Source organism: Gemmatimonas sp. (genome assembly GCF_027531815.1).
Classification (GTDB): domain Bacteria; phylum Gemmatimonadota; class Gemmatimonadetes; order Gemmatimonadales; family Gemmatimonadaceae; genus Gemmatimonas.
In genome coordinates this window covers 394,598-406,998 of record NZ_JAPZSK010000002.1, presented here as the reverse complement: position 1 = coordinate 406,998, position 12,401 = coordinate 394,598, and the positions used below count along the sequence as shown (strand labels likewise).

The 12,401-nt window shown below is 68.4% G+C and carries 12 protein-coding genes; 11 read left to right on the top strand and 1 reads right to left on the bottom strand.

What is annotated here, in order from left to right:
* Nucleotides 1-49: 49 nt before the first annotated feature.
* From O9271_RS02880 to pckA, 11 genes are all read left to right on the top strand, one after another.
* On the top strand, nt 50-1,066 hold the full coding sequence (locus O9271_RS02880; protein ID WP_298266032.1) for an ROK family protein: 1,017 nt from the start codon (nt 50-52) through the stop codon (nt 1,064-1,066).
* Nucleotides 1,067-1,068: 2 nt separating this feature from the next.
* Nucleotides 1,069-2,109 (top strand): PfkB family carbohydrate kinase, encoded by a 1,041-nt coding sequence (locus O9271_RS02875; RefSeq protein WP_298266031.1) that lies wholly within the window; start codon nt 1,069-1,071, stop codon nt 2,107-2,109.
* Nucleotides 2,106-3,050, top strand: coding sequence for an ATP-binding protein (locus O9271_RS02870; RefSeq protein ID WP_298266029.1), 945 nt, complete (start codon nt 2,106-2,108; stop codon nt 3,048-3,050). Before O9271_RS02875 ends, O9271_RS02870 begins: the two co-directional genes overlap by 4 nt.
* Nucleotides 3,050-3,634: a hypothetical protein gene (locus O9271_RS02865; RefSeq protein ID WP_298266027.1), complete on the top strand. Its 585-nt coding sequence runs from the start codon at nt 3,050-3,052 to the stop codon at nt 3,632-3,634. The genes O9271_RS02870 and O9271_RS02865 overlap by 1 nt, the downstream gene beginning before the upstream one ends.
* Complete coding sequence (locus tag O9271_RS02860; protein ID WP_298266025.1) at nt 3,631-3,981, top strand: molybdopterin dinucleotide binding domain-containing protein; 351 nt, start codon at nt 3,631-3,633, stop codon at nt 3,979-3,981. Before O9271_RS02865 ends, O9271_RS02860 begins: the two co-directional genes overlap by 4 nt.
* A gap of 12 nt (nt 3,982-3,993) precedes the next feature.
* Nucleotides 3,994-4,950: a PLP-dependent transferase gene (locus O9271_RS02855; protein ID WP_298266022.1), complete on the top strand. Its 957-nt coding sequence runs from the start codon at nt 3,994-3,996 to the stop codon at nt 4,948-4,950.
* Between the two features lie 12 nt (nt 4,951-4,962).
* Entirely contained in the window at nt 4,963-5,667 is a 705-nt protein-coding gene (gene ftsE / locus O9271_RS02850; RefSeq protein WP_343213866.1) for a cell division ATP-binding protein FtsE, read from the top strand.
* Nucleotides 5,668-5,674: 7 nt separating this feature from the next.
* Nucleotides 5,675-6,532 (top strand): permease-like cell division protein FtsX, encoded by an 858-nt coding sequence (locus O9271_RS02845; protein WP_298266018.1) that lies wholly within the window; start codon nt 5,675-5,677, stop codon nt 6,530-6,532.
* A gap of 14 nt (nt 6,533-6,546) precedes the next feature.
* Nucleotides 6,547-7,755 carry a peptidoglycan DD-metalloendopeptidase family protein gene (locus O9271_RS02840; RefSeq protein WP_298266016.1) on the top strand — a complete coding sequence of 403 codons (1,209 nt, stop codon included), beginning with the start codon at nt 6,547-6,549 and terminating at the stop codon, nt 7,753-7,755.
* 67 nt (nt 7,756-7,822) lie between these two features.
* Nucleotides 7,823-8,809, top strand: a complete 987-nt coding sequence (locus O9271_RS02835; protein ID WP_298266014.1) for a deoxyribonuclease IV — start codon at nt 7,823-7,825, stop codon at nt 8,807-8,809.
* A gap of 232 nt (nt 8,810-9,041) precedes the next feature.
* Nucleotides 9,042-10,661, top strand: a complete 1,620-nt coding sequence (gene pckA / locus O9271_RS02830) for a phosphoenolpyruvate carboxykinase (ATP) (protein ID WP_298266012.1) — start codon at nt 9,042-9,044, stop codon at nt 10,659-10,661.
* A 95-nt stretch (nt 10,662-10,756) separates the two neighbouring features.
* Here the strand turns inward: pckA and O9271_RS02825 are convergent, their stop codons facing one another.
* Nucleotides 10,757-12,370, bottom strand: coding sequence for a hypothetical protein (locus O9271_RS02825; protein ID WP_298266010.1), 1,614 nt, complete (start codon nt 12,368-12,370; stop codon nt 10,757-10,759).
* Nucleotides 12,371-12,401 lie beyond the last annotated feature (31 nt).

Genomic DNA, 12,401 nt, shown 5'->3' with positions numbered 1-12,401 from the left:
CAGCGCCCGGCGTGTTAACCACGCCCGGTGGGACGTTATGTTTCCGGTCATGTCTTCACCGTCCCTCTCCCCCGCGTCGCAGTTCATCGTTGGTGTCGACCTTGGCGGCACCAACATTGTCGTCTCGTCCATGTCGCTCGATGGATCGCGGCTCTTCGGCGCCCAGAGCGAGCCGACCCACGCGCAGGAGGGGGCGGACGCCGTGGTGGCGCGCATGGCGCGCATGGTGAACACCACCATCGACATCACGACGCACGAGGCGGGGGTACCGCGGAGTGCCGTGCTCGGCGTGGGCATCGGCGCCCCCGGCACCGTGGACCGACAGCGTGGCCTGGTCCTCGCCGCCCCCAACCTCAAGTGGTACGACTTCCCCCTCATCGAGCGCATGGCTGCGCTCACGGGGTTGCCGGTGCGCATCGACAACGATGCGAACTGCGCCACCTACGGAGAGTGGTGGCTGGGCGCGGCGCGCGGGGGGACCAACGTGGTGGGCGTCACGATCGGGACGGGCGTGGGCGGGGGCATCATCGTGGACCGGCATGTGTACCACGGCTCGAGCGACGCCGCCGGCGAGATCGGGCACATCACCATCGACCTCAACGGACGTCGCTGCGGCTGCGGCAACTACGGCTGCCTCGAGGCGTACGCCTCCGGCAGCGCCATCGCCGAGCGGGCGCGCGAAGCGCTGCACAACGATGAATCGTCGGTGCTGCCATCGCTCGTCGACGGCGATGTCAGTCGCATCACGGCGGCCGTCGTCTATGAGGCCGCGGGTCGGGGTGACGCGCTGGCGCTGGAAATCGTACGGGACACGGCGAAGTATCTGGGCGCCGGCATCGCGAATCTGCTCAACGTCTTCAATCCCGACGTGGTCGTGATCGCCGGTGGGGTCACGCAGGCCGGGGAAGCGCTCTTCGGCCCGTTGCGCACGGAAGTCCGCCGCCGCGCCTTCAAGAGTGTCTCCGACAGCTGCCGTATCGTGCCCGGCACATTGCCCGGAACCGCCGGCGTGGTGGGTGCCGTGGCCTCGTTCATTTCGCAGACCACCGGCCAACCGCCGGCGTGACGATGTCGGCCGCTCCCGGACCCGGTGCGCCACGCCAACGCGTGGGAGTGATCGGCTCCTTCGTGTGGGATGTGCTGCATGGACGCGACCGGCGCAGCGTGCCCATGGAGGAGTGGGGGGGCATTACCTACTCGCTGTCGGCGCTCGACGCGGCACTCACCGATGACTGGGAGATCGTGCCGCTCGCCATGGTGGGCGACGATCTGGTGGAACGGGCGCAGCTGTACATCCGGGGGCTGCGGCGTATGGCCCCCGATGCCGCGCTCATCGGTGTGCCCTACCCCAACAATCGCGTCGAGCTGCGCTACCTCGACGATGAACGGCGCACCGAACATCTCACCGGTGGCGTCCCCGGATGGACATGGCTGGGGCTCAAGCCGGTGCTGGAAGCGGCGCGCCTCGACGCGCTCTACATCAACCTGCTCAGCGGGTGGGAGCTCGACCTCGAAACGGCGCAGCTCATTCGCGCCCACTTCACCGGCCCCATCTACTGTGACCTGCACATGCTCGTCATGGCGGTCCAGGCCGACGGCCTGCGCACGCCGCGCCCGCTTCCCAATGTCGCGGAGTGGTGCAGCTGCTTCGACGTGCTGCAGGTGAACGAGGACGAGATGCGCCTCATGGCCCCCGACTCCATGGCGCTCGCGGCGACCGCGATGGCGGCGGGGGTCTCCATTCTGGGCGTCACCCTCGGCAAGCGCGGCGCGGCGTACTTCGCGGCCCCGGGCATTGAGCGCCTGCAGGATCTGCCGCCACGACGAGGTCACAACGCTGCGCTGTCCACATCGCCCCGGGGTGGCGCTGGGGCGCTTGGCGCCGTGCGCACGGCGCTCGTTCCCGGCGTCGCGCCGCGCGTCGATGGCCCCGGGGATCCCACGGGATGCGGCGATGTGTGGGGCGCCACCCATTTCTCACGGCTCCTCGCCGGTGATAAGTTGACGGACGCCATCGCGGCGGCGAACAGGGCTGCGTCGCGCAACGTCGAACATCGTGGGGCCAACGGTCTCGCGAATCATCTCCGCGGAGAGCTCAGCACCACGTGACGATCGTCATCAGCGTGCCGCCCTCGCTCGACGAGCACTCGTTCGAGCAGGTCATCGAGCAGCTCGCCGCCGCTCCCGACGGATCGAAGATCCTGCTCGACGCGCGCCACGCGCGCTGGGCGTCGCCGTATGGGCTCACCGCCCTGCTGTGCGTGCCGCAGGCGCGCTCCGAGCCCATTGGATTCGCGGTGCCCGAGCACCCCGACACGGTGAGCTACTGGTCGCGCGCCGGCTTCTTCCGTCACGCGGCCGAGTTGTACGAACTGCACGGTACCGTGCCGCGACCCCGCGAGGCGCACGAAAGCGAGGTGCTGCTGGAGATCACGCCCATCACCAAGAGCGACGATGTGCACGGCGTGGTGGGACGCATCCAGCAGAAGGCCGCCGACATCCTGCACGGTCAGCTCAACCTCGATACCGCGGTGACCGGCGCGTTCGGCATGACGCTCAGCGAGTCGTGCCAGAACATCGTCGAACACGCCGGCCTGGGCGGGTGGGTGGCGGTGCAGACCTACAACTACAAGCAGCGCCTGGGCCGTCGGGTGGTGCAGATTGCCGTCTGCGATGCCGGCGTGGGCTTCCGCACGTCGCTCGAGAGTGCGCCCGGTCATCGCCACAAGGATCGCTGGGATGACGCCATGGCCCTCGAAGATGCGGTGCTGCGCGCCGTCTCCCGCTTTCGTCATGGCGATGCCGGTCGTGGCCAGGGACTCGCGGGGATCCGCCGTTTTGTCGGGCGCTGGCACGGCAAGCTCACGGTGCGCAGCGGGACGGCGCGCCTGGGGATCATTCCCGAGTGGGACGAGGATGTGCCCATGACCGAAGGGTTGCCGTTCTTTCCGGGGGCCCAGATGCAGATCATCATCCCGGAGCGCTCGGCCGATGCGCCGGCGCGCCCACGCAGTACCGCGACCGCAACCCGCGGCCGGAGCCGTTTCTGATGCACATCGACGTGGGCACGGTTTTGCGCGGCACGGTGTGCGACCTGTATTCCAATCTCGTCACCCGCCCCACCGGAGCAGCGGTGCGGTCGGCAATCGAGCGCCAGGTCACCGAGATCGGGGCGCCGGTGGTGACCACCATCGACTTCTCGCAGGTCAACCTGCTCGATTTCTCCTGCGCTGACGAAATCGTGGCGAAGCTGCTGCTGCGCTATACCAGTGAGGATGGTCCGTCGGGGTATCTCACCTTCCGCGGCATTCACGAAGGCCATATCGATCCCATCGAAACCGTGCTCGAACGGCACGCCCTGGCGCTGGTCTCCTGGCACGAGGGGGAGGCGGAGCTGTTCGGCTACGTGGACGACGACGAGCGCGATCACTGGCTCACGGTGCGGGACCACGGGCCGGTGGTTTCTGCCACCGTTGCCACGTTGCTGGGGGTGGCACTGGAGTTCGCCGAGGGGCAGCTGGAGCGTCTGGCCCGCCGTCGCCTCGTCATGCGTCACGAGCTGGGGTATTCGGTACCGGGCGTGGTCCACGGCGCGTCCGGCACGCTGCCGGGCCAGGGACAGGGAGTACAGTGAGCGACGACAAGAAGCGCCTCGGGGGCTCCGTTGGCGGGGGGCGCAAGCTGGGGGTGTTCAGCGGGTTCTCCCCCCCGCTGCAGGTGATGGGGTTCATCGGCACCCGCAAGGGCGATCCCGACCGCGGACCCATGGTGCGCATGCGCCCCGATGACGCGCTCGTTCGCCTCGTGACCGCCGGCGATCTCGTGCGTGTGGTATCGGACCGCTGTTCCGAGCTGGCCGTCCTCGAGATCGATGAATCGCTCCCGCGCGGGGCCGTCGTCCTGCGGGACGTGGTGGGGGCTTCGCTGGCGGACGTCATCCGGGTCCTCCGGGTAGACCGCCCTCCCCGTCCTCGTCCCTGATCCCCACTTCCTGTGTCTCAATCGCTGTCCCGTCGGCTGGCCGAGCTCGAGGGCGCTGAGTCGGCCCTCGTGCTGGCCAGCGGTCGCGCGGCAGTTGCCTGCACGGCGCTCGCGTTGCTCCGGCCGGGTGATCACCTGCTGGCCGGATTGGCGTTGCGCGTGTCCACGCGGGAGTTCTTCATGCATGAACTCCCCGCGCTTGGCACAGAGGTTACGTACGTCGATCCGCGGGAGCCGCGTGGCTGGCGACGCGGTCTGCAGCGAACCACGCGGGCGCTGTTCGTGGAGTCACCGGTGATCGACAGCGGACGGCTGGTGGACCTGCGCCCGCCCCGCACCATCGCCGATGAACTCGGGATCGCGCTCATCGTGGACGCCACGGGCGCCTCACCGGTCAACTTCACCCCGCTGGCGCATGGCGCCGATGTCGTGCTGCACGACGCCACGGCGTTCATCGAACCGCATGGCGAGGGCGAGGTGGGAATCGTGGCCGGTACCGAGGGGCTGGTGGAGGAAGTGCGGCTCAAGATGAAGGCCTGGGGTGCTGAGCCCCACCCGGCGGCATACGCCCAGCTCGAGCGCGGCCTCGCCACCCTCGAGGTGCGTGTGCACCATCAGAACAACGCGGCACATCAGGTCGCCCAGTGGGCCGGTACGCACCCCCACGTGGCCAGCGTGGTATACGCCGGTCTCCCCGACCACCCGGACCACCCGGTACTGGCGCAGTCGTTCAGGGGCACCGGTGCGCTGCTGCTGCTGCAGCTGCCCGACGGACACAACCCCGCGCGCGTGGGCGCGCACGCCACCGCGCGCCTCCAGCAGGGCGTCGGGCCCAAGCGGGTGGCCACCCGGTTCCTCGCGCACGGCGAGTCCGGATGGTTGCGCGTGGAGGTGGGGTTGGAGCCCGCCGAACACGTCATGGATGCCCTGGCCGCCGCCCTGGCCGTTACGGCCGCCTCTCCCGCGTAGCCGATGTCCGGAATTCTTCATGTTGCGAACGTGTCGAAAGAGTATCCACGTTCGGGGATGGCGCTGCGTGATGTCACCTTCGAGATGCAGAAGGGCGAGTTCGTCTTTCTCGTGGGGCACTCGGGCGCCGGCAAGAGCACGCTGCTCAAGCTGCTCACGATGGCCGAGCGCCCCACCACCGGCGAGGTGCGGGTCTCGGGCTTCTCCAGCGTTTCGATCAGGCCGCGTGAGATCCCGCAGTTGCGCCGCCGCCTTGGCGTGGTGTTTCAGGATTTCCGCCTGCTTCCCGACCGCACGGCCGAACAGAACATCGCCTTTGCCCTCGAGGTGACGGGGACACCCGGCGCGCAGATTGCGCCGAAGGTCGCGCGACTGTTGACGCAGGTGGGGCTCGCCGCTCGGGCCACGGCGTATCCGCACGAGCTGTCGGGCGGTGAGCAGCAACGCGTGGCCATTGCGCGTGCCCTGGCCAACGATCCGTTCCTGCTGCTTGCCGACGAGCCCACGGGCAATCTCGACGATCGTGCCACCCACGCCATCTACCTGCTGCTGCGTGAGATCAACGCGCGCGGCACCTCGGTGCTCATGGCGACGCACGACGTGGCCATGATTCAGCGGGCGGGCATGCGCTGCCTTGAACTGGACCACGGGCAGCTCGTGTTCGACGGCACCGACGTGGGTAGTCTGGTGGCCAACATGCGCGGACGGCGCGGGTGAGCCGGCCATGAAGCTCGCCCTGCGCGAGGTTATCCTCGCCTCCCGCCGCGCGCCGCTCCTGGCGATCCTCGGGGTCGTCACCATCGCGTTTTCGCTCTTCGCCTTCGGGCTCTTTGGCCTGGTGGCGCTCAACATTCGTACGGCGCTGCGCGAAGTCGAAGACCGAGTGGAGATCCGCGCGTTCCTCGTGGAGGGCGCCACCGATACGCAGGTCGAGCAACTGATGCGGCGCATGGAGAGGAATCCGGCCGTGGCTGACGTGGGGTACGTGTCGCCGGATTCGGCGCTCGCCCGCGCGCGCGCGGAGCTCGAGGAGTTCCGCGACGTCATGGATGGCACGTTCCTGCCGGGGTCGGTGGAACTGCGGCTGCGTGAAGGGCAACGCGATCCCGAGACGGTGGCCGAGCTCGCGCGACACCTGCAGACCTACCCCGTCGTGGAGGAAGTGCGCTACGGGCGAGAGTGGGTGGAGAAGCTCTACCGCATCCGCAACATCGCCGCGCTCGTGGGCACGGTGCTGGGTAGCGTTTTCGCGCTCGTGGCCGTGATCATCATTGGCAGTACCATCCGCATGGCCATCCTGGCGCGCACGCGCGAGATCGAGATCATGCGACTGGTGGGTGCCACCAACATGTTCGTACGCCTGCCGTATCTCATCGACGGCGCGCTCAAGGGGCTGCTGGGCGGCATCCTGGCCGCCATCCTGTCGTACGGTACCACGGTGGTGCTGGCACGTTCGCTCATGCAGACGCAGTTCTTCGACGCCCGGCAGCTGTTCCTCGGCATTCTGGCGGGCGGGCTGCTGGGCCTGCTCGGCAGTTGGGTGTCGGTGGGACGCCACCTGCGCCAGGTGTGGCGCGACTGATCGCCCCGACCCGCATGCGTGGGTTCCTGCGAATCGTGGCCATCATGGGCGTCGCGGTGCTGTTCGCCGGCAGCGTGGTGCCGCTGGCGCTGCGCGCACAACAGGCGACCCCCGAACAGCGGTTGCGCCAGCAGCGGGACGAGCTGGACAAGCTGCGCAAGGAGCGGGCCGACCTGGAGACGCGCATGACCGAACTGCAGCGCAGCGCCCGCTCCCTGACCGACGAAGTGAACAACCTCGAGGCACAGCGCCAGACCACGCGACGCCTCGTGGCCGCGCTCGACCGGCAGCTGGAAACAATTAACGAGGAAGTGGTGAAGGCGGGCAGTGGCCTGAGACGCGCCGAACGGGAACTCGATACCAAGCGGAGCGGGCTGCAGCGCCGCATGGTGGAGATCTACAAGCGCGGCAGCCTGTACGACGTGGAAGCCATGCTGTCGGCCCAATCGTTCGCCGGCCTTGTCGCGCGCTACAGGTACCTGCACGAACTGGCGCTGAACGATCGCAATCTCGTGCGCCGGGTGGAGAGGCTGCGCGATCAGATCATCACGCAGCGCATGCTCCTGGTGCGACTGCAGGACGAAGTGAGCCGCAACCGGCAGGAAAAGGAACGCGAGGCGCGCCGACTGGCCGACCTGGAGTCGACGCGCCAGCGCAACCTCACGGCGGTACAGCTCAGTGCCCAGCGCACGCGAGAGCGCCTGCAGCAGCTGACGCGCAACGAGTCGCGCATTGCCAATGCCATCAACACGCTCGAAACGGCGCGTCGCCGTGCCGAGATGGCGCCCGATGCGCGACCGGCAGCACCGTCGACGATTCGCACCAGTGACCTGGGCAAGCTCGACTGGCCGGTGGACGGCGCCATCCTGTACCGCTTCGGGCGCGTGGTCAACCCCAACAATACCACGACCCGCTGGAACGGCATCGGCATTGGCGCCGCCGCGGGGACGGCCGTGAAGACCATCTCGGGCGGCGAAGTCGTGCTGGCCGACAACGTGGGCACCTATGGCCCCACCGTCATTGTGCAACATGGTGGCGGCGACTACTCCGTGTACGGCTCGCTGCAGGCTATCGGCGTGCGTCGCGGACAGCAGGTGAACAAGGGGCAGGTCATCGGTACCGTGGGGGATATCGATCCGGAGTTGCCGCCGCACCTGCACTTCGAGATCCGCCCCAAGGGGCGCGCGATCGATCCACTGGAGTATCTGCGCGCCCGGCGCTGACGCGGACGCGGACGCGGACGCGGACGAGGACGCTGACCCGGGCACGGCCGGCTGTTACTGTTGGGACATGCCTGCCAAGAAGACCGCCGCAAAGCCGGCCTCCGGCACCGCCGCCACGAAGCCCAGCACCCGCAAGCCGGCGTCGCCAAAGGCGCCGCCCATCGATGCCCCGATCACCGTCGATGCCGGTGATCACACCACCGATGTCGCGCCGCTCGGTGCGCACGTGTCCATCGCCGGCGGTACCTGGGAGGCCGCAGCCCGGGCGCGCGAGATCAGCGCCACGGGCGCCCAGATCTTCACCAAGCAGGCCAACCGCTGGGCCGAACGCGAGATCGACGCGGCCGAGGCCACACGCTTCCGCGCGGCCATGGCGGAGACACCCGTGCGCTGGATCTGCGCTCACGACTCGTATCTCATCAACCTCGCGTCGCCGGATGCCGACCTGCGGACGCGCTCGGTGGAGAGTTTCCGTGCCGAGCTGCGTCGCTGTCACGCGCTGGGGTTGAACGCGCTCGTGTCGCACCCGGGCAACTACATGGATGACCGGGCCAGCGGCATCGCCCGCAACGCCGACGGGATTGTGCAGGCGCTTGAGGCGGAAGCGGGACCCACGCGGCTGCTGATGGAGCTCACCGCGGGTCAAGGCACCGTCCTTGGCTCCACCTTCGAGGAAATGGCCGACCTGCTTGGGCGCATTCCGGCACCGTTGCGCGCGCGCGTGGGTGTGTGCCTCGACACCGCGCACATATGGGCCGCAGGCTACGACCTGGTCGGCGATTACGACGGCGTGTGGCAGCGCTTCGGCGACGAGCTCGGATTCCAGCAGCTGGGGTGCCTGCACCTCAACGACTCCAAGGCCAAGCTGAGCTCGCATCTCGACCGCCACGAGCTGATCGGCGAAGGCACGATCGGCGGCGAGGTGTTCCGACGCATCATGACTGACGAGCGACTGGCCCACGTCCCACGCATCATCGAAACGCCCAAGGGCGATACACCGGCCCATCTCGACGGCCGCATGCTGCGCACACTGCGGAGCTACGCCGCACGCTGACCCGGCGAAGCGGGACCCGACAGCGCGCGAGGCGCTGGTGCGCTGCCGTTTCATGTTGCCAAACGCTTGAGCGGACGGTCACACTGGAGCAGATTTCCGGAATCCGGCCGCACGGCGCCCAAAGGGACGCCGAAGCCGGTGATTTCGGCAGTACTCCCCACCGAATTTCATGCGGCCTGCTCCGCTGTTGCTGGTGCAGCGCCGCTTTCCGATTTCCATGAGGGTCGCACGCATGGCGACACAGGTCTCCCCGTCCGCTCCCGTCCGCGAAAGTGCCGACGGTCTCGCCCCGCAGGGTATCGCCCCGCGTGGAACGGTCCACTGGAATTACGTCGCCCCGGAGCTGATCGAGTCGGCCATTCGCCGCGGTGAAGGCACGCTGGCGCACATGGGACCGTTCGTGGCCGTCACCTCGCCGCACACCGGACGTTCGCCGAACGACAAGTTCGTTGTGAAGGAACCGTCCAGCGAAGCCGATGTGGATTGGGGCAAGGTCAACCAGCCCCTGTCGCCCGAGCACTGGGCCACGCTCAAGGCCGATGTGCAGGCGTATCTCAACGGCCTCGATGAACTGTTCGTGCAGGACCTGTACTGCGGCGCCGATCCGGCCACGCGCCTGAGCGTGCGCTATGTGCTCCCCAATGCGTGGCACGCAGCGTTCGTGCGCAACATGTTCATTCGTCCCGATGTCGCCGAACTGGCGGGGTTCCTGCCCAACTTCACGGTGTATCACGCACCGGAAATGCAGGCGGATCCCGCCCGTCATGGTACGCGCACCGGTACGTTCATCGTGCTCAATCTCGCCGAGCGCGCCATTCTCATTGGCGGCACGCGCTACGCGGGTGAGCTCAAGAAGGCCATGTTCACGGTCATGAACTACCTGCTCCCCAAGCAGGGTGTCCTGTCCATGCACTGCTCCGCCAACATCGGCCGGGACGGCGATACGGCGCTCTTCTTCGGCCTCTCCGGCACCGGCAAGACGACGCTCTCCGCCGACCCCGAGCGCGGCCTCATCGGCGACGATGAGCACGGCTGGTCGAGCGAGGGCACCTTCAACTTCGAGGGGGGGTGCTACGCGAAGGCCATCAACCTCTCGGCCGAGGGGGAGCCGGACATTTACCAGACCACGCAGATGTTCGGCACGATCCTCGAGAATGTCGTGCTGCACCAGCCCTCGCGTACGGTCGACTTCGCCAACCAGAGCATCACCGAGAATACGCGCGCGTCCTATCCGCTGCCGTACATCGGGAATCACGTACCGAGCGGCCGCGGCGGCCACCCGAAGAACGTGGTGTTCCTTACCGCCGACGCCTTCGGCGTGCTGCCGCCCATTGCGCGGCTCACCCCCGAGCAGGCGATGTACTATTTCCTTTCGGGGTACACGGCCAAGGTGGCCGGCACCGAGCGCGGCGTCACCGAACCGCAGGCGACGTTCTCGGCCTGCTTCGGCGCCGTCTTCCTCGTGTGGCACCCCACCAAGTACGCCGAGATGCTGGGGGCACTGCTCAAGGAGCACGGCTCGCAGGTGTGGCTCGTGAACACGGGCTGGAGTGGCGGCGCGTATGGGGTGGGGCGGCGCATGAAGCTCGGCTACACCCGCGCCATGGTGCGGGCGGCGCTTGGCGGTGCGCTCGATGGCACCGAGTTCGTCGCCGATCCCGTCTTCGGCCTGCACATTCCGAAGTGGGTACCGGACGTGCCGGGAGAGGTGCTCGAACCGCGCGGCACGTGGGCGAACGGCGCCGAGTACGACGCGCAGGCGCAGAAGCTCGCCGGCATGTTCCGCGAGAACATCCGGAAGTTCGGCGACGCCGTTTCGCCGGCCATTCTCGCCGCTGGCCCGCAGGGCTGAGCGCGCGGCCCCGTCGCATGACACGCGAGCCCGCTGAATCCGTCGATTCAGCGGGCTCGCTGCCGTATGGGACGTGGCCCACGCACGGGCGCGTGCTACTTGGGGTCGGCCAGACGGACGGTCTCGAGGAACAGCTGGCGCCCTTCGCGCGCCGTCACGTAGATCAATCCGTTGGGGCCGAAGCCCACCACCTGTCGACCAGGTGGCAGCTTGACGCGCTCGATGAGCGTGCCTTCGGGCGTGATGACGTCGTAGACGAGTGGCGGCTGATTGGCCATGGCGCCCATCATGGCCATCAGGGCCGCGGGAGGCGCCTGCCGCGTGGAGTCACCCGGCGCACCGGGCGCTCTCGCTGCGCCGGGTGCCCTCGCTGCGCCCCCCATCATACCCGGCGGAGGCCCACCTGCCCCGCGTGCCCCCATGAACGTCTGCGCCAGCTGCGCTGACAGGTTGGAGGTGGTGGGCACCACCCACAGGTTGCCATCGCGATCGGCAATGCTCGAGCCCTGACGCACCGGTGGGTAGTAGTCGGGCAGCTTGTCAGCGCCGATCGGCTCGAAACTCATGCGGAACCCACCGCCTCCGCCCTGCCCCGAGCGCTCGGACGCCGCCTTGGCCATGGTGGCCAGCGAATCCACCAGCTTGGTCTTCTCCTCGTCGGAGATGCGCTTCCAGTCGAACGGCAGCTTGTCGGAGGCGACGTGGGTGCCATCGGGGCGATAGTAGTCGACGTGGTAGTCGAGCACGCGCATCACCGCCACGGTTCCGTTGGCCAGCAAGGCCCAGTCATCGGCCTGCGGCAGCGGGTTGATCTTGATGGTGAGACGCGTCGACCCATCCTCGCCGCGCGTCATCTGCGTTTCGTTCTTCGGCACCTTCACGAAGGTGACGGTGTCGGCCTTGCGGGTGTCGAAATCGACACGAACGATGGGGACCGAGTCCGGCTGGTTGGCGGGGTTGAAGCCGCGCCCCCCGGGACCACCGAACGCTTGCGCGCCGGCACCACCGGCACCACCGGCACCACCACCCGGCGGAGCACCGGCATCACCGCCGCCACGGGCGGCCTGGGTGCGGGTATTGCCCCCCTGCCCACCCCCCTGGAGTCCGCGAGCCCCTCCACGGTCGTTCCCGCCGCCGAACATCATGCCCGCCATGCCGCCGCCGCCGGGCCCTCCTCCGGTGCCACCCTGGCGGTAGTAGAGCCGCCCTTTCGCATCGAATGCGTGTGATCCGAGGTTCGTGCTGGTAAGCAGATTGATGTCGTTGGGGCGCGGTGATGCCATGACCCGCACGGTGCGCCCCATGCCGTCGATGACCACCAGCGACAGCGTGGAGGCATCGACCACGATGCTGGAGTCACCGGCGTACGGCAGCAGGCCGACGGGGCGCTGCCCATAGGGCATGAGCGCCCCGCGCGCCGTGTCGGCAACCACCAGGGTGTTCTTGAGCGAGGCATCGAAGCGCAGCAACTGACGCTTCTGCACGTCGTTCACCAGCACCGACCCGTCGCTGAGCGGCCGCACCATGGTGGCGCTCAGGATGGGCTGCGCGCTGCGGGCGATGGCCGCGGTGACTTCGCGCACCCGCAGTTGCGCCGTGGTGGGGCTGGTCGGTGGGGCGTTCTGCGCCAGCGCCGTGCCGGCCGTGAGCAGCACGCCCACGGCGCTCCAGCGGGCCAACGACCCGGTCGTGCGGGCGATCATGTGCATGGGATGTCCCAGAGAGGTGTGCGTACCGGAG